The 15,801-nt window shown below is 39.7% G+C and carries 18 protein-coding genes and 1 riboswitch; of the genes, 8 read left to right on the top strand and 10 right to left on the bottom strand.

The window, feature by feature from the left end:
• The coding region (locus tag ACLFKQ_RS03095) for an IS701 family transposase (RefSeq protein ID WP_448998431.1) at positions 1-1,224 on the top strand (1,224 nt) is incomplete at its 5' end.
• 256 nt (positions 1,225-1,480) lie between these two features.
• On the opposite strand, the gene ACLFKQ_RS03090 is transcribed toward ACLFKQ_RS03095, so the two are convergent.
• Complete coding sequence (locus tag ACLFKQ_RS03090) at positions 1,481-2,626, bottom strand: ferrochelatase (RefSeq protein ID WP_448998430.1); 1,146 nt, start codon at positions 2,624-2,626, stop codon at positions 1,481-1,483.
• A gap of 244 nt (positions 2,627-2,870) precedes the next feature.
• Positions 2,871-3,548 carry a hypothetical protein gene (locus ACLFKQ_RS03085; protein WP_448998429.1) on the bottom strand — a complete coding sequence of 226 codons (678 nt, stop codon included), beginning with the start codon at positions 3,546-3,548 and terminating at the stop codon, positions 2,871-2,873.
• Between the two features lie 839 nt (positions 3,549-4,387).
• Positions 4,388-4,457, top strand: a riboswitch (Glutamine riboswitch).
• Positions 4,458-4,654: 197 nt separating this feature from the next.
• On the opposite strand from ACLFKQ_RS03085, the gene pirA reads away from it, so the two are divergent.
• The gene (gene pirA, locus ACLFKQ_RS03080) at positions 4,655-4,798 is read left to right on the top strand and encodes an arginine synthesis PII-interacting regulator PirA (RefSeq protein WP_448998428.1); all 144 of its coding nucleotides are present in this window, start codon (positions 4,655-4,657) and stop codon (positions 4,796-4,798) included.
• A gap of 130 nt (positions 4,799-4,928) precedes the next feature.
• Here pirA and ACLFKQ_RS03075 read toward each other — a convergent pair whose 3' ends face one another.
• Entirely contained in the window at positions 4,929-7,013 is a 2,085-nt protein-coding gene (locus ACLFKQ_RS03075) for a M3 family metallopeptidase (RefSeq protein WP_448998427.1), read from the bottom strand.
• 291 nt (positions 7,014-7,304) lie between these two features.
• Here ACLFKQ_RS03075 and ACLFKQ_RS03070 point away from each other — a divergent pair, with 291 nt between their 5' ends.
• Both ACLFKQ_RS03070 and accC read left to right on the top strand, forming a co-directional pair.
• On the top strand, positions 7,305-7,541 hold the full coding sequence (locus tag ACLFKQ_RS03070; protein WP_448998426.1) for a hypothetical protein: 237 nt from the start codon (positions 7,305-7,307) through the stop codon (positions 7,539-7,541).
• Between the two features lie 131 nt (positions 7,542-7,672).
• The gene (gene accC / locus ACLFKQ_RS03065) at positions 7,673-9,022 is read left to right on the top strand and encodes an acetyl-CoA carboxylase biotin carboxylase subunit (protein ID WP_448998425.1); all 1,350 of its coding nucleotides are present in this window, start codon (positions 7,673-7,675) and stop codon (positions 9,020-9,022) included.
• A gap of 76 nt (positions 9,023-9,098) precedes the next feature.
• Here accC and ACLFKQ_RS03060 read toward each other — a convergent pair whose 3' ends face one another.
• From ACLFKQ_RS03060 to ACLFKQ_RS03045, 4 genes are all read right to left on the bottom strand, one after another.
• A complete protein-coding gene (locus tag ACLFKQ_RS03060; protein WP_448998424.1) occupies positions 9,099-9,572 on the bottom strand; it encodes a DUF3122 domain-containing protein in 474 nt (157 codons plus the stop codon).
• Between the two features lie 146 nt (positions 9,573-9,718).
• Complete coding sequence (locus ACLFKQ_RS03055) at positions 9,719-10,324, bottom strand: Crp/Fnr family transcriptional regulator (protein ID WP_448998423.1); 606 nt, start codon at positions 10,322-10,324, stop codon at positions 9,719-9,721.
• Positions 10,325-10,463: 139 nt separating this feature from the next.
• On the bottom strand, positions 10,464-10,982 hold the full coding sequence (locus ACLFKQ_RS03050) for a sterol desaturase family protein (protein WP_448998422.1): 519 nt from the start codon (positions 10,980-10,982) through the stop codon (positions 10,464-10,466).
• An 86-nt stretch (positions 10,983-11,068) separates the two neighbouring features.
• Positions 11,069-11,407 (bottom strand): P-II family nitrogen regulator, encoded by a 339-nt coding sequence (locus tag ACLFKQ_RS03045; RefSeq protein ID WP_448998421.1) that lies wholly within the window; start codon positions 11,405-11,407, stop codon positions 11,069-11,071.
• Positions 11,408-11,555: 148 nt separating this feature from the next.
• Between ACLFKQ_RS03045 and ACLFKQ_RS03040 the strand changes: the two genes are divergently transcribed.
• The 4 genes from ACLFKQ_RS03040 (at position 11,556) to ACLFKQ_RS03025 (ending at position 14,192) form a co-directional block, all read left to right on the top strand.
• On the top strand, positions 11,556-12,026 hold the full coding sequence (locus ACLFKQ_RS03040) for a CYTH domain-containing protein (RefSeq protein ID WP_448998420.1): 471 nt from the start codon (positions 11,556-11,558) through the stop codon (positions 12,024-12,026).
• A 124-nt stretch (positions 12,027-12,150) separates the two neighbouring features.
• A complete protein-coding gene (locus ACLFKQ_RS03035; RefSeq protein WP_448998419.1) occupies positions 12,151-12,810 on the top strand; it encodes an NADPH-dependent F420 reductase in 660 nt (219 codons plus the stop codon).
• Positions 12,811-12,918: 108 nt separating this feature from the next.
• On the top strand, positions 12,919-13,482 hold the full coding sequence (locus ACLFKQ_RS03030; RefSeq protein WP_448998418.1) for a nuclear transport factor 2 family protein: 564 nt from the start codon (positions 12,919-12,921) through the stop codon (positions 13,480-13,482).
• A gap of 101 nt (positions 13,483-13,583) precedes the next feature.
• Positions 13,584-14,192: a TIGR04282 family arsenosugar biosynthesis glycosyltransferase gene (locus tag ACLFKQ_RS03025; protein WP_448998417.1), complete on the top strand. Its 609-nt coding sequence runs from the start codon at positions 13,584-13,586 to the stop codon at positions 14,190-14,192.
• 422 nt (positions 14,193-14,614) lie between these two features.
• Here the strand turns inward: ACLFKQ_RS03025 and ACLFKQ_RS03020 are convergent, their stop codons facing one another.
• The 3 genes from ACLFKQ_RS03020 to ACLFKQ_RS03010 form a co-directional block, all read right to left on the bottom strand.
• Complete coding sequence (locus ACLFKQ_RS03020) at positions 14,615-14,836, bottom strand: hypothetical protein (RefSeq protein ID WP_448998416.1); 222 nt, start codon at positions 14,834-14,836, stop codon at positions 14,615-14,617.
• A gap of 8 nt (positions 14,837-14,844) precedes the next feature.
• On the bottom strand, positions 14,845-15,315 hold the full coding sequence (locus ACLFKQ_RS03015) for a hypothetical protein (RefSeq protein WP_448998415.1): 471 nt from the start codon (positions 15,313-15,315) through the stop codon (positions 14,845-14,847).
• Between the two features lie 69 nt (positions 15,316-15,384).
• A complete protein-coding gene (locus tag ACLFKQ_RS03010) occupies positions 15,385-15,687 on the bottom strand; it encodes a hypothetical protein (RefSeq protein ID WP_448998414.1) in 303 nt (100 codons plus the stop codon).
• Positions 15,688-15,801 lie beyond the last annotated feature (114 nt).

Raw genomic sequence — 15,801 nt, 5'->3', positions numbered from 1 at the left:
AGATGGTGTCAAAAGTTTGATGATTTACTGAGAACTAAAGCGCAAAAAAGGGAATTCAGACATTATTTAGGAGGATTATTAGGGGAAAGTGAGCGAAAAAATGTATCTCAAATGGCTAAAGACGCAGTAGAGGTCACATACCACAAATTACACCATTTCTTAACTGAAGCAACTTGGTCAGCGAACAAGATAAATGAACGTCGCTTAGAAGTGATGAACAAGTGTAATCAAACGAGAATCAGTAAGGGATTTAGTCTAATTGTTGATGACTCTGGGCATAGAAAAAGTGGTAACTTTACCGCAGCAGTAGGTCGTCAATATATTGGGGAAATTGGGAAAACAGATAATGGCAATGTTGTAGTAACAACTCATCTATATGATGGCCAAAAAAGCTTACCTTTAGACATAGAACTATATCAACATGGTAATTCGTTGCCCGAAGGAAAGAAAGACAGAGAATTCAAGAAAAAACCCACCTTAGCCTTAGAATTAATCGATAAAAGTTTGAAGAGGGGATATCGACCAGGACTAGTATTAATAGATTCGTCCTATGGTAACAACACAACTGTTTTACTCGAACTGGAAAAAAAGAAATTAAAGTATATAGGAGGAATCGCTAAAAATCGTAATATTTTGGTTAAAACTCCATCAAATCAATTAGAAAAAATCAGAGTAGATGAATATGCTCAATGGTTATCTGATGAGGAATTTAAGGAGATTCAAATCCAGGGTGAAAAACCTAGAACCGTCTGGGTAGCAATAATAGAAGCAGAAATATCAAGGCTAGAAGGAATCAGAAAAATAGCTATCGTCATGAGTGCACCAATCTTTGAAGATGCTGAAGATATTGACTACTTACTCACAAATGTTGAGGGAGAAATAGTAACCGAGCAATGGATAGTTCAAACTTATGCTCAGAGAAACTGGATAGAAGTTTTCTATCGAGAAGCCAAGGGATGGTTAGGATTAAAAGAGTATCAAGTTAGAGATAAGAAGAGTTTGGAAAGACATTTTATTCTAGTTTTTTGTGCCTATACTTTTATCCTTTGGCATAAGCTTACTGGAGGTTTAAGAAGACGTTGGGCGAACAAACCTTTGGAGACATTTCCTGAAGCATTAGAAGCTTTTCGTACAGGTATATCTTATCGTTTTGTCCAATGGTTGAACCAAAATCGCGACGTATTCGTAGCTTATAAAGCTAGTTTGGGCTTTGTTTGGGCTTGATTTTTGTTTAAGTACCGTTAACACGAGATTTCATGAAGAATTTTTTGACTAAAATCAGCAACTTCAGGTACTTTCTCATCTTTGCCTCTTTACGTCAACAGAACCTAAGAGCTAAGCTTAAAAAAAAATAACCCGTTAACAGAAAAATGAGCAGTTACTCTCACTTGACTGTAAAGTAAGCGAGAATATTGCTCAGAACAAATCGAGTTTTACGGTTTGCCATCTACCCATCTACGATTTCTGGCTTGATTCTCGATTAATGGTGGTGATGATGAGTATGAGCGGCTTGGGATATTGCCAATTGGGGATTGACCGCAACTCCCCCTTGGGATAACAGAGCTTCAATTTGAGGATTTGCCCATTCTGCTGCCATTTCTAAAAATTCGGGGCGGTCGTTAACGCAGGGCATCCGAATAAAAGTAACTTTAGAATTACGATGTTGTAAATGGTGAATGATATGGTCTACATCTAGTAGTGTTTCGTGGTTTTCGGTAGCAAAACCGATCGGCATCATAATAATAGACGAAGCACCTAAGTCAATTAAATTTTGCGCTGCCAATTTTACATTAGGTTGCGTCCACTCAATTAGGGGAGTATCGTGATTGAGCCAGCCAATAGAAATCAAAGGATACTTGGCAATTAATTCTTCTCTAACCAACTCGTATAAAGCTTGGCTTTCATCAATCCCAGAAGTAAAACCTTTGGCTTTGTGAGGACAACCATGATTCATTAGCACGATACCCATCTGAGAAGTTAAATGTCCCCGTGCTAGTTCGGCTTCGATTTTCTCCTCCACCATCTGGGCTAGTAACTTAACATACTCGGGTCGATTGTAAAAAGAAGGAATGTAGCGACTATTTTTGAGCCAATGTTCCTCACCTTCGGCTTGTTGCGCCAAAGCTTTATTAACTTGTTCGACAGCAATACCACTAGTGAAAATTGAATCGACTACCAATAAAGGATAAATTAAAATTTTGTCGAATCCTTCAGACTTAATTTGGTCTAAAACCTGTTCGGGTAAGTGAGGCGCGCAGAAGTTAAAGGCTTTGAATACTTTTACTTTGTCTCCCCAAGTCTTTTGTAAGTTAGCTTCAATTCCCGCTCTTTGCTGCTCGAAAATTGCGTTGTGGGGAGAGATAAAATTACCGTGCTGGTGACTCCATTCGTGCAGGTCGAAAATGGCTAAAAGCTTGGCGATCGCCGGATAAATCCAAGTAGGTACGGGGGCAAATTTCGCTGTCAGTAAGTTTAAAGCTTGTTCGTTATAGTTGGCAAAGTCTTTATAACTTTCTACTTCCCCATAACCCATCAATAAAACTGCAACTCTGTCGCGATCGCTCGTTGCTGTTGCGCCATGCCCGTGACTTTCTGGAACCGTAGATCGATCTGAAATTGTAACCATTTATTACTCCATATTACGTTCAGTAAGTCAAAATTAGGCCAAGTTCTTAAAAGACTCAGCTTAAAATAGGTATTCATCTAAAAACGCACTAATACAAATTATTATGCGATTTGAAGAGGATAAACTAGTACTTTCACCTCTGCGTTAATTAAGCTAGCACTTTTATCCAGGGGAGGGGGATAAAAGCTCCTGAAATTTTAAGATTTATCGTCAAATGAGGCGTAGAGGATAAGAAAATTCACTGCTACAAGTTATAACCAACTCCCAACAGTAATCCCAATCCAGTCTCGTCATCAGTTATACCCACATTTAAGCTAGCGTTTCCAGTAAATCGAGAAGATATGGGAACATCTACACCGGTAGTTATCAATCCACCAAGATCGAACTCGTCAAAAAACTCATCAATCACAACTCCCCCGCCGACAAAGGGATATACCACAGTCGAACCTCTATAAGTAACTGGTACGCCATAAGTTAGAGCCAGTTGAGTTGAGCTGGTGTCGCCAAAAATAACTGAACCGTGCAAACCAAGATTTGAAGTAAATGCGGTTTTACCTAAAAGGGCAAAACCAGAATCTCCTACAGAACTATCTTCTCCGGTTATCCCAATATTGCCACCTATACCTACATAACTTTGTCCGAGGTTTTCTCCTGCTGGTACTTCTTCGACATCAACTTCGGGTGGTTCGACATCAACTTCTGGTGCTTCTTCGATTTCAATTTCGGTTTCGGTTTCCGAATCAAACTGAGCGATTTCCCAATTAGTCTCCGCCAAGCTTTGATACTTTAGATCCCTCGCACTAAATTGATGGGGTTTGTCGAAAGGTCGAGCAGTAGCTGCTTGAGAAGTTATCAGAAACAAAAATGTCGAGCTGAGCCACAGAAAGGTTGTTTTGGTGATAAACGTATATTTAAACGGCATATATCAAAGAAGTAAATTTATTTAAAAATGAAACTCTAAGTAATTCTTATCGGATAAACTACCTAAATAGATTTACATAGAAACACGGGCAAATCGTCGAGTAAAGGTTCATAAATTCAATCGTTCGCTTCAAAAGCTAAATCGCTGACTGAATATTTATCTTAATAGTCATTCGCTCATTTTAAACTAGGTTTTAGTTAAAAATATTCAAGAGCCAAATAATAAATATCTAAACCTTCACGGCAAGATATTTATTCATGCTTGCTTCCCAAGAATATCTCAATCTTCCTCAAGCGAGATCTACCAATAGTTGGAAAATTTGGAACTATTCATATATTTTTCTGTAAAATCGCTTTAAATTTAAAGAAATAAAATTACAAAATTTCGAAATTTTATAGTTATAAGCTATTTATAAAAGATATTGCCAATTAGACTTTAGATGGTACTAAAGATTTATTAAGCTATCTGAATATTAAGGTTTAGAATATTTATTTTCTGGGTCTGGAAGCTGGCGATGGCGCTTGCTAGTTAACAGCGATTGAAGCTAAAGGGTGGTCACGTAATTTTGCGCCAAGTCAGCAACACCGTTGTCTAATCATTTCAAGCGATCGCCAACTCGCTCGAAGACCGCTAACGTAACGATCGGCATTGTATAATTTGAAATGGCAAATTTATGCTTCCCGTCACACTAAATTTGATTGAAAGCTGCAACCTAATAATTAACATTTTGTATTATTGCCGAATTTATATAATTTGTGGTATTAGTACGGCTTTCCACCCTCGAGTAATATACAAAAAACAAAATATATCTGTTAAATTGGTAACAGAATAAAGAATAAATCGTTCATCTACCGCTCGGTAGACGGAAGTAAGAAGTATATATATTTATTTCTTCTGAAGGAACGCGTCTCATTTAACTTCACTACAGTAAATGGAGGCGATATGAAAATCAATAACACTAAAAACAATAAAAACTTACCTTCGGTTAACAGTCAAGCTCGGTACCTAGTTAGCCAAAGTCGACAAGCGCTACGCAATCGCAAGCTTTCGATGCTTCAAAGAGCGTCCGAAGAAATTAATTTAAATAAATAGGGAGCCAATAAAAAATGAAAAATACCGATCTAGAATTCAAACAAATTCATCGTGCCAATATTATCAAAAATATCGAGCATCGTCTAGAAGTAGCTAGAAATGCGAACAATATTCAACTGATCGAACAGTTAGAAGCCGAAAAACGGTATCTTAGTTAATTAATGCTCAATTCAGCTTGAGCAGAACTGTTCGTCGGTAACAAAACTGAATAAATTAGAGGCTTGTAGAGTTCCAGGAGAACTTGACAAGTCTTTTACATTTCTAAGACTACCAAATGCCAACTGTCAGTTAAACCGCAGTTGCTAATCCACTATGCTTTAATAACGGCTCGGTTTGAGGTTCGCGTCCTCGGAATTGTTGGAAGACTTCCATTGGATGCAAACTACCACCTAAAGCCAGAATAGTATCGCGGTACAGCTTGCCAACTTGGGCAATTGAGGTTTCATTGTCCAGTCCGACCTCTTCAAAAGCTGCAAACGCATCGGCGCTGAGAACTTCTGCCCATTTATAACTATAGTAACCTGCGGCATATCCCCCAGCAAAAATATGTCCGAAAGAACACAAGAAATTATCTTCAGGTAATGGTTTTAAAATCGTAGTAGTTTGAGCGATGCGATCGCGCACTTGGTTGGGAGTTTCTGTTCCTCCTGGTTGATAGCGGTGGTGCAGTTCGAGATCGACTAAGCCGAAGTGTAGTTGCCGCAACATTGCCGAACCGCTCATGTAGTTTTTAGCCGCCAACAGCTTTTGGTAGTATTCTTCGGGTAAAGTTTCGCCAGTTTGGTAGTGCTTCGCCATACCCAAGAGAGTGGCGCGATCATAGCACCAGTTTTCCATAAACTGACTGGCTAATTCTACCGCATCCCACTCTACGTTGTCTATCCCCGAAGCTCCCGCAAAGTCTACAGTAGTTAGCATATGCTGTAAACCATGACCAAATTCATGAAACAGAGTTTCTACCTCACTGAAAGTCATCAGGCTGGGCTTGTCTTCTACTGGTGGGGTTTGATTGCAAATTAGGTAGGCAACGGGTAAACGAGTTGAAGTTTTGCCTTCTACAATTACTTTGGCTCGTCCGATGCAGTCATCCATCCAGGCTCCACCACGCTTTTCGGCGGGACGAGAGTAGGGATCGAGATAGAAATAGGCAATTGTTTCGTCAACTTCGTTATCGATTTGGAAATAACGAACATCCGGATGCCATACGGGAACCTGTACCTCTGCAGCTTTGACTTTCACGCCAAAGAGGCGATCGACCAAACCAAATAAACCATCTAAAACTCGATCTAAAGAAAAATACGGTCTTAATTCTTCTTCAGTAAAGTTAAATTTGGCTTCTCGTTGTTTTTCCGACCAATAGGCAATATCCCAATGCTTGAGATCTTCTTTACCAGCAAAAGCCTTCAGTTCCTGGAATTCTCGCTGTGCCGCATCGTAACTTGCTACCCGTAGTTCTTCAGAAAGCCGTTCGACTGCTGCGACATCGGGAGCCATTTTACGTGCCAGACTGAGTTCGGCGTAAGTGTCGAAACCGAGAAGATTGGCTTTTTCTTTTCTCAATTCTAAAATGCGATCGATGTTAGGTTTGTTATCTAGTTCACCTTCAGAAGCTCGAGAAATAAAAGCTCTATATAATTTTTCGCGCAACTCTCGATTAGTTGCATATTTCATAAAAGGAATATAGCTAGGATAATCGAGAGTAACGATCCAAGGTCCTGCTTTTGCCGTTGCTTCGGATTCACCTTCATCCCTTGCGGTTTGTGCCATTAAGTTCAAAGCACTTTCGGGCAAACCTTCGACATCTTTTTTGTCGGTTAATTTTAGTTTAAAAGCCTTAGTCGCATCGAGAACATTATTAGAAAACTTAGTAGAGAGTTCGGCAAGCTCTAGCTGGATTTGATTGAATCTTTCTTTAGCTTCTCCTTCTAAACCTACCCCAGAAAGCTTGAAGTCTCGAAGAGAGGATTCGATAATACGCTGCTGTGCTGGTTCCAACTTATCCCAGTCTGGGCTCTGGCGTAACTTTGTAAAAGCTTCGTAAAGTGGTTTGCTTTGACTAAGTTTGTTGTAAAACTTAACTATTTCTGGTTGTATAGTTTCATAAGCTTCTCTAAGTTCGGAACTATTTTTCACACCCATTAAATGCCCTACAATACCCCAACTCCAGCCTAACTTTTCCTCTATTGCCGTAAGAGGTTCGACTAAACCCGACCAGGTAGGAGTAAAACTCGCTTCTAATTTGGCTAAATCTGCGGCTAATTGTCTGAGTAGCTCAGTCATTGCCGGAACTACATGAGCGGGTTCGATCTTATCGAAGGGAGGTAAACCTTTACCTATTAATAAAGGGTTTTCAGTAATAGTTGTCTCGTTCATCAAGTTAAATACTGAATAATAAATCTATATATTAATCTATATATTTATTTACCGTAACGCTTTCTAATCTGACAGGGGAAAAATATATTGTTGGGATAACCGAAACGATCTCAAGTTTACTATGTATTAATTCCAAACATTACTGCTAAGGTAGAAACTTAGTAGAAAATAGTAAGATAAAAAGTAATAATAACTATTATTTTCTACTCCTTAATCTCATTGGTCGATTGAGTAAGTTTAAATAGAAATGGGATAAGCTAATTATTGTTACTCCCTGTCTATTAAATTTTTATGGATGCTTTTGCACTTAATTCTCCAGAGTGGACGAAAAAGGCCATTCATGCAGTAAATTTTTGTTGTCCGAGTTGTAAATCTAGTCCAGCAAAAGCCAAAAATGTTTGGTTAAATCGTCGCGCTCCTGTAACGATCGAATACAATCGACGCAAGTGGCAAGAATTTTATTGGTGTAACTGCGACACAGTTTGGTGGGGTTGGAGTAGCGATCGCCCGTCTTCAAACTTGAGTTAGAAAAACCCCATTCTAGAAAGTGGGTACAATTCCTCTGTTACTCTGACTCTGTCGAACGACAGACTCGATACTTTTATAGTAAGATAAATAGTTTTATTCTAGAATATGATTCCAATTACGATCACCATTATATGCAATTCGACAAAATTCTGATCGCCAATCGGGGAGAAATTGCTCTACGGATCGTCCATACCTGTGCCGAAATGGGTATTGCTACCGTTGCCGTACACTCTACCATAGATCGCCAAGCTCTCCACGTTCAGCTTGCAGATGAAGCAGTTTGTATCGGTCCTCCTCCTTCTAGCAAAAGCTACTTAAATATTCCCAACATTATTGCTGCCGCCTTAACTCGCAACGCCACAGCCATTCATCCAGGCTATGGTTTTTTAGCAGAAAATGCTCGTTTTGTCGAAATCTGCGCCGACCACAAAATTGCGTTTATCGGTCCTTCAAAAGAAGCCATGTTGGCAATGGGAGACAAATCTACTGCTAAAAAAACCATGATTGCTGCAGGAGTACCCACCGTACCGGGTAGTAAAGGCTTGTTAGAAGACGAAGAAGCAGCGATCGCTACGGCAGAAGATATTGGCTATCCCGTGATGATTAAAGCTACTGCTGGCGGTGGCGGAAGAGGAATGCGCTTGGTAAGAGACCGCAGCGATTTAGTAAGACTGTTTCAAGCGGCAAAAGGAGAAGCGGAAGCTGCTTTTGGCAATGGCGGAGTTTATTTAGAAAAGTTTGTCGAAAATCCCCGTCACATCGAGTTTCAAATCTTAGCCGACAGTCACGGTAACGTCATCCATTTAGGAGAAAGAGACTGTTCGATTCAACGCCGTCACCAAAAATTATTAGAGGAAGCTCCTAGTAAGGCTCTCACCCCAAAATTGCGTGCGGCAATGGGGGAAGCGGCAGTCAAAGCAGCTAAGTCGATTAACTATGTAGGTGCGGGAACAGTAGAGTTTTTACTAGACAAATCGGGCAAATTCTACTTTATGGAAATGAATACCCGTATCCAGGTAGAACATCCCGTAACCGAAGCCATTACCGGACTCGATTTAATTGCCGAACAAATTCGCATCGCCCAAGGAGAAAAATTAAGACTGACTCAAGACCAAGTTTGTTTGAGCGGTCATGCTATTGAGTGTCGGATTAATGCTGAGGATCCCAAACACAATTTTCGCCCTCATCCAGGGCGGATTAGTGCCTATTTACCTCCTGGAGGTTTGGGAGTGAGAATGGATTCTCATGTTTATACCGACTATGAAATTCCTCCTTATTACGATTCTCTAATTGGTAAGTTAATTGTCTGGGGAGAAAATCGCACTGTAGCGATCGCCCGAATGAAACGTGCCTTAAGAGAATGTGCCATTACAGGAGTTCCTACTACTATTGGCTTTCATCAACAAATTTTAGATACTCCCGCCTTTGTTAATGGTGAAGTTTACACTAACTTTATCGAACAACATTTGTTAAAGGAATGAAGAAATTATAAATAATTCCTGGTTTTGAATTGACATAATTCCTGGTTTTGAATTGACGCTCGCCAATTGCTCTAGGTTAACTCTCGATTTGTTTAGCTAATAGTTGCCACTCGGTCAATAGCGGTTGAGTAATTTTTAAAGATAAATCGCGATCGCCTTTGAGAGTAATTGCTAATTTTAAACTGCCTCGCTCGGGAAATTGCGATATTATCTCGGTCACGTCATATTGACCGACATTGGGAGCGGGAGCAGAAGTTGCGTAAGCATCAGTTGCGGTGAGAACCTTGCCCTCAGAAGTAATAATTTCGAGCGATCGCGGATGGACGAATTCTACCATTCCAGGAAAACCAACTAACCGTAAATAATATTTGGTTTCTGATTGTTTATCGGGAAACAGTACTACTTGCCAAGCATTACCCCGTTTGTCTTGAATTGAATCTCGAGCGTGATAGCGCAGTACTCCTGGGGTTTCGTGGTGTTGTCTCAATACTGCAGTTGCTGGCTGGCAAATCCCCCAGGTAACCAGAGTAATCATTAATATCAGTTGCATGACGAGAATAACTCGATTGAACTGACAAAAGTAAGATTTAATCGTTTTGAATCGATACGCTGACATATATTAATTGAGATCTTAAAAAAAGGTACGATTCATACCTCTAATTAAAACTATAAAGCTATCGATCGCCCAAAAATTGCCTATCTAGTTTTAACGATAATATGGCGATCGCCATCGAGAGCGATCCAGCCTTTTTGCTGAAGATCGCCTAAAATTCTGGTAATCGTCACTCTGGTAGTATTGATAATATCTGCTAAATTCTGATGGGTAAAACGAATTTGCAAGCGAGTACCTTCGGTTCCAACTTGACCCATTTCTTGTTTGAGGATTAATAATAACTGCCACAAACGATCTTCTACTTTTCTCAAGCCACTAATTGCTAAGAACTGCTCCGACTTAATCAGGCGATCGCTTAACTGTGCTAGTAACTGACGGGCTAACATCGGAGCTTTTTCAATTTCTTCAGGTGAATACTGTCTTACATAGACATTAGACAAAGCCACAGCACGATAGCTATAATCTTCATTGTACAAATTGCTAAAAGAAGAATTGGCTGTCGCCCATCCCAGAATTACTTCCTGACTATTGTGATTAATTCTGCTTAGTTGAACTACGCCTCGATAAACTTGCCAAATTCCAGAATCGAAGAGAGGTATTTCTTCGCCTTTCTCGTATACTTGGAGGAGTAATTGCTCTTTTTTTGGATGTAAATACTGGTTTGAGATAGATTTCTCAGTCAGAAGCATGATAATTAAGTTTTTTCGCAGTGACCTCTATAAATTAAACTTAGACAACAAAGGTTAAAAAAACGCCAACTTTCGATTAAGCTTTAGATATCTCGCTCGACGGTCAGAGAAGGAAAAAACGTCAATTATCTTCCACTCGTCATGCCGAAGCTTTGTTGAGGTACTGTCGATATTTTTGTTTGAGCGCCAGCAAAAACTTCATCCATGCTCGGGCGGGGCGATCGAAAAAGGTAAAAACATCACCATAGGCTAAGTTGGCATCTTGATGGTGTAACCAGTGTCTTTCGGGAGTAGTAATAAAAAATAGCTCGCAAATTAGAGCGATAGCATTAGGAGTTTGACACTCAGTAATTGAAACGTGTCGCCAAACTACGTGTAATTCTCCCAAAACTATTCCTAAAATCGAACCTATTGGTGAGATTTGCCAGCTAAGAGGAATAAAAACGAAATAGGGTAACGCGCCTAAAAATCCATCTACGAGAACTAGAGGATTTTTGGTCGATATTGCATATTGAATAAAGCTGCGATTTTTGCCATGATGAACTATACCGTGAAATTTCCCAAAAACGTGTTCTGGCACATGATACAAAAAGGTTGATAAGAAATCTCCAATTAATAAAAGTGAGATGGTAACTAGAAGTATCTTAATAATAAACACAGCTAACTCCCTAAACACAGAGGCTAGCTTAATCACCTGAAGTTAAGATCCATTTAAAAACAATTTAAATTATTCTTACATTTAAGTTAAATTGCTGCAGTTCCCGTCTCATTAGTTCTAATTCTAATAATTTCGCTGACTGGAGAAACAAAAATTTTGCCATCTCCAACGACACCAGTTCGGGCTGCCAGAGAAATTTCTCGAACGACTAAATCTACCTCTCGATCTTCTATTACCACCTCGATACTAATTTTAGAAGTAAACTCATTTGGGGATTTTTGACCTCGATAACGAGTCACCGAACCTTTTTGACGACCAAAGTTTTTGATTTCTGATATAGTCATACCAATAACGCCTGCATTGACCAAAGCTAACTTAACGTCGTCGAGTTTGTGTGAGTGAATTATTGCTGCTACTTTTTTCAATTGTCTATTTCCCGATGTTATTAAAATTTCCAACTTATTAATCTGTATTAAAAGAATAAGCTAAGTAGATCGCACCAATTAATGATTTAATTATTCAGTTTTATAATTTTATAATAATATTTGATTTTGATGGTTTTGATGATTTTAAATGGCGCAAGAAATCGAGCGAAAATTCCTAGTTAAAGGTAATGAATGGCGCAAGCTAGCAACAGGAGTGCCCTATTCTCAGGGCTATATTTCTACTACGGGTTTACCAACCGTAAGAGTCCGAACTATTGGCAACCTCGCTTATCTAACAATCAAAGGTCCCCGCACTGGTATCACTAGAGCCGAATATGAATATCCCATCCCCTATCAAGATGCGATTGAAATCCTCAATACCTTGTGCGATCGCCCGTTAATTGAAAAAACTAGATATAAAATACCTCATGGAAATGTAGTTTGGGAAGTAGATGAATTTTCTGGGGAAAATCAAGGGTTAATTATTGCTGAAGTAGAATTGCTAGACGAACATCAGACAATTGAACTACCAGACTGGATCGATCGCGAAGTCAACGATCCCAAGTACTTTAATGCAAATTTAGCCAAATATCCCTACACTCAATGGGGAGAAAAGTAGTTCAAAAAGAACAAAGGAAAAATTAAAGCTAACTGTATTAACTATGTAAGTTATCAATGAAAAACATTTGACATTCATTCGTTCTATAAAATTTTTTGTACGGCATCTGGCGAGAGAGAAAACTATGAAAATTGGATTTATTGGCTATGGAAGCATGGCTGAAGCCTTAGCTTCACAGTGGATGGCAAAACATTCGCTTTTTATCGGCGGACGAAACTTGAAAAAAGCTGAAAAGCTAGCTAAAAAACTAGGAGCAAATGTTGAATTTGGTTCGGAAAGCGAAGCAGCTTCATTTGGTGAGATCGTGGTTCTAGCGACTCGACACGAAGCGGTTTTTGAGGCGATCGATGCTGCTGGTGGAAGTAATGCTTTTGCTGGCAAAATTGTACTCGATATTAATAATCCAGTCAATCCATCTGATTTTTTGTCAAAAGGCTATTATGGTATTTCTTTATCAGAAGCGCTCGCTAGAGTCGTTCCTAATGCTGATGTTGTCAAAGCTTTTAATATGTGCCAAGCAAAAGTGTGGCAGATGAATCCACCAGTATTCGATGACCGCCGCTTAGTAGTTATGTATTGTGGGGATGATGATAAAGCCAAACAGCAAATTGCAGTTTTGATTGAAGATATTGGTTGTGAAGCCAAAGACATTGGTGATTTAAAATACGCTCGACTGCTCGAACCTGCAGCTGCTATAGTCATTAAATTGCTCTTTTCAGGGCATGATGCTCATACGGTTTTAAATCTTATCCAGCCAGAAGTCAAAGCGATTGAAACTAAGTAAGTCAAACAACAATTTAGGTAATTTTTAGTTATTAATTACTAACTAATGTTATTTCAATCGTAATTGTTTTTTAAAACATTACCTCAATCGTTTAACAGAGATAAAGATATGCCTTTTCATGATATTACTGAGTTGCCAGTGGGATTTTGCAATCCTGAAACAGCTTTAGAGCGAGAATTATCAGTCAGCGATCGCTTTCAAATTACCGAGTTACTACATCGAGTATATTTGTGTGAAGATAGCCGAGATTACGATGCACTTAAGCAAATTTTAGTAGATGATTATATCAACGAACATCCTCTATTCGGGCTACATGACAGCGCGAGAAGCTTTGTTGAGTGGTTAAAAAACACTCCTGTAGGTTTCGATGGTATTCGACATAATTGTCTAAACTCAATCACTCGCGGCATTAGTAAAGATTTAGCCGAATCAGTTAGCTATGTTTTAGTACTTCAACTTTTTCCTGCCAAATCCCGAAATGAATCTCCTAGCGAACAATTAGATTTATTATTGCCTAGTACTATCGGTCATGGTGTCGTAGTAGATCGTTGGATGCGTAAACAAGATCGTTGGTATTTACAACATCGAGTTTATCAACAGATGTCTATTAATAGTGCTTTTCTACCAGACAGAGTAAAGCGTGAGGAAGCTGCAAGAACACCAAAGAATTAATAAATTCAAATTATGGTCAAGCTGCATGGCTTATGTAATATGCAAGAAACTTGACAATAAATTATTTTTAGAATCGATACGAGCTATCTAAAAAAACTTTAATGAGCGAAACTCTAATTATTTTTAGTCGTTATCCTGAAGCAGGAAAAACTAAAACTCGGATGATTCCCGCCTTGGGTGCCGAAGGTGTGGCTAAATTACAGCGAGCCATGACCGAACATACGCTTCACACGGTAAAGCAATTGAGCGAAACTCGTCCCATAACCAGTGAGATCCATTTTGCAGGAGGCAACCAACAATTAATGTCAGAGTGGTTGGGTAGAGAATTTATTTATTATCCGCAAGTAGCAGGAGATTTAGGAGAAAAGATGCGCTCGGCATTCGATCGCGCTTTCGCTCGAGGTAACAGTCGAGTAGTAACTATTGGTATCGATTGTCCCGACATCAACGAATCAATCTTAGCAACGGCATTTGAAGCACTAATGAAACGGGATTTAGTTTTAGGTGTTGCTGAAGATGGAGGTTATTATGCGATCGGTTTGAATCGTAGCATTCCGGAATTATTTGCCAATATTGATTGGGGAACCGATAAAGTATTAACGCAAACTAAAAATATAGCGATCGCACTAGGTTTGAAGATTTATTATTTACCTTGTTTGAGAGATGTCGATCGCCCCAAAGACTTATTTGTTTGGCAAAAGTATCGATAAAATAGTCGGACTATATAAATAGCAAGGCAAGGACTAGGTCAAAGGCAAATATGCTAATCCTATTTGGGGTAAGATCGAGATACGTGCGGAAAAGTGCAATATAAGGGTCAAAGCTTTATACAGTAAAGCTTTGAAGAATCGGAAAATTTTGCTTACCGCGAACGCAAACAATGAAATAATGCGCGTTTCAGACTTCAACCTTAACAAAAAATAATTTGCTAGATTTATCTATTTCAAAAACATGGTAGCCGTGTAGGTAAGAACGTCTCCCTCATCATTATCTTGGAAGTTATCGGCGATCGCCAGATTATCTCTCTGCATACCACCACCGCCGAAGAGATTTTGAATGATGTCTACGGGATTGGTACACTTCTTCTTACTAGTGTAGTCGATACAGTCTTATATTACTGCTAGTCTCCGTTCTATGAGAGCAATTCTTTCTGCTGTCTGCTGGAGTTTATTTGAAAGCGCGATCGCTCTTCAGTTAGTTGTTCTACGCATTCATTACTGCTGTTGAGACAAGGCAATTCAATTGTTGGTTTTAACTCCTGACTTCTGCCTTCCGACCATGAGGGTGACTTCGGCTGTGAGACTGCCATCGGGGGATTGAACGAGCCAATTAACGCGCCTAACAGTACCAGCATAGGGAGATTTAACGACGGATAAAGTTGCAATAAGCCTCCGGCATCGCTTCGCGTACCGCATTCTCAACATTATTCAATTTCTCCTGTAGCTGTGTTACCTGATACTCCCTGTCTGTTAATCTTTGTTCGTATTCTGCTAATTGTCTTTGATAGTTGAGACGAGCTTGGTTCATCTCCTCTACTCGACGAGCGGAATTAATCGAAGCTTGGTACTCCTGATACTTCTTACTGTCTTTGGCAGATTGCAGTTTGCCCATTGCTAGCTGGTAATTTCGTACTGCTGCGGTGTGCTGCTGTTTTAGCTGCTTGAGTTTGGCTTGTTCGTGTTCGAGGATAATTGGGTCGAGGTTTTTGACACCTTTGAGGTAGGTAATTTCTTCTTGTTTGAGTTCGAGTTCGGATTCAATTGAGGCGATCGCTGCCTTAGTTTTTTCTACTGCTGCTTTATGCTCTAGGTAACTTACTGGCGGTAGAGCCATCACCGTTGGTACTGCTTGGGGTGCGGCTGGTGGTGTAATGGAAGCTGCCTTGAGTCGGTCTAGTGATAGCTAAAGCTGTTTCTGTTGGGCGGTCAGTCTGATTCGTTCTCGTTCTCTGTCGGCAATGATTTCACCCTTTTCTACCTGCTCTCCTTCACTGACTTTGAGGTGGTCTGGTTCGGTTCCTTTAACGGTGATAGTTAGGCGTTTGGGTGTAGTTGTCTGGGTTGCTTGAGCGATATCTGTTGCCCAACTTGGTAGGGGATTGATGTTAGTGGAAATTATGGTAAGTGCGATTGCGCTCCGCGCACTGGCAAAGCCAATCGCTGTTGTGACTAGTCCATAGACAACTAACTTGCTAACCCTCTTCATTAATAACGAACCTCATATCAGTGGGACTCTATAGTTCTATTTTTCCCAGGCAACCATGATTATTAGGTTCTGTTGACGTAAAGAGGCAAAGATGAGAAAGTACCTGAAGTTGCT

The sequence above is a fragment of the Myxosarcina sp. GI1(2024) genome, assembly GCF_053543375.1.
This window is presented reverse-complemented; position numbering and strand designations above follow the sequence as displayed.

What these genes read in the sequence shown, in the direction of transcription:
- ACLFKQ_RS03090 (WP_448998430.1), bottom strand. Translation starts at nt 2,626, where the DNA reads ATGGTTACAATTTCAGATCGATCTACGGTTCCAGAAAGTCACGGGCAT.
- ACLFKQ_RS03070 (WP_448998426.1), top strand. Translation starts at nt 7,305, where the DNA reads ATGGATGCTTTTGCACTTAATTCTCCAGAGTGGACGAAAAAGGCCATT.
- ACLFKQ_RS03035 (WP_448998419.1), top strand. Translation starts at nt 12,151, where the DNA reads ATGAAAATTGGATTTATTGGCTATGGAAGCATGGCTGAAGCCTTAGCT.
- ACLFKQ_RS03040 (WP_448998420.1), top strand. Translation starts at nt 11,556, where the DNA reads ATGGCGCAAGAAATCGAGCGAAAATTCCTAGTTAAAGGTAATGAATGG.
- ACLFKQ_RS03085 (WP_448998429.1), bottom strand. Translation starts at nt 3,548, where the DNA reads ATGCCGTTTAAATATACGTTTATCACCAAAACAACCTTTCTGTGGCTC.
- ACLFKQ_RS03015 (WP_448998415.1), bottom strand. Translation starts at nt 15,315, where the DNA reads ATGGCTCTACCGCCAGTAAGTTACCTAGAGCATAAAGCAGCAGTAGAA.
- ACLFKQ_RS03055 (WP_448998423.1), bottom strand. Translation starts at nt 10,324, where the DNA reads ATGCTTCTGACTGAGAAATCTATCTCAAACCAGTATTTACATCCAAAA.
- ACLFKQ_RS03030 (WP_448998418.1), top strand. Translation starts at nt 12,919, where the DNA reads ATGCCTTTTCATGATATTACTGAGTTGCCAGTGGGATTTTGCAATCCT.
- ACLFKQ_RS03025 (WP_448998417.1), top strand. Translation starts at nt 13,584, where the DNA reads ATGAGCGAAACTCTAATTATTTTTAGTCGTTATCCTGAAGCAGGAAAA.
- ACLFKQ_RS03010 (WP_448998414.1), bottom strand. Translation starts at nt 15,687, where the DNA reads ATGAAGAGGGTTAGCAAGTTAGTTGTCTATGGACTAGTCACAACAGCG.
- ACLFKQ_RS03060 (WP_448998424.1), bottom strand. Translation starts at nt 9,572, where the DNA reads ATGCAACTGATATTAATGATTACTCTGGTTACCTGGGGGATTTGCCAG.
- pirA (WP_448998428.1), top strand. Translation starts at nt 4,655, where the DNA reads ATGAAAAATACCGATCTAGAATTCAAACAAATTCATCGTGCCAATATT.
- ACLFKQ_RS03020 (WP_448998416.1), bottom strand. Translation starts at nt 14,836, where the DNA reads ATGCTGGTACTGTTAGGCGCGTTAATTGGCTCGTTCAATCCCCCGATG.
- ACLFKQ_RS03075 (WP_448998427.1), bottom strand. Translation starts at nt 7,013, where the DNA reads ATGAACGAGACAACTATTACTGAAAACCCTTTATTAATAGGTAAAGGT.
- accC (WP_448998425.1), top strand. Translation starts at nt 7,673, where the DNA reads ATGCAATTCGACAAAATTCTGATCGCCAATCGGGGAGAAATTGCTCTA.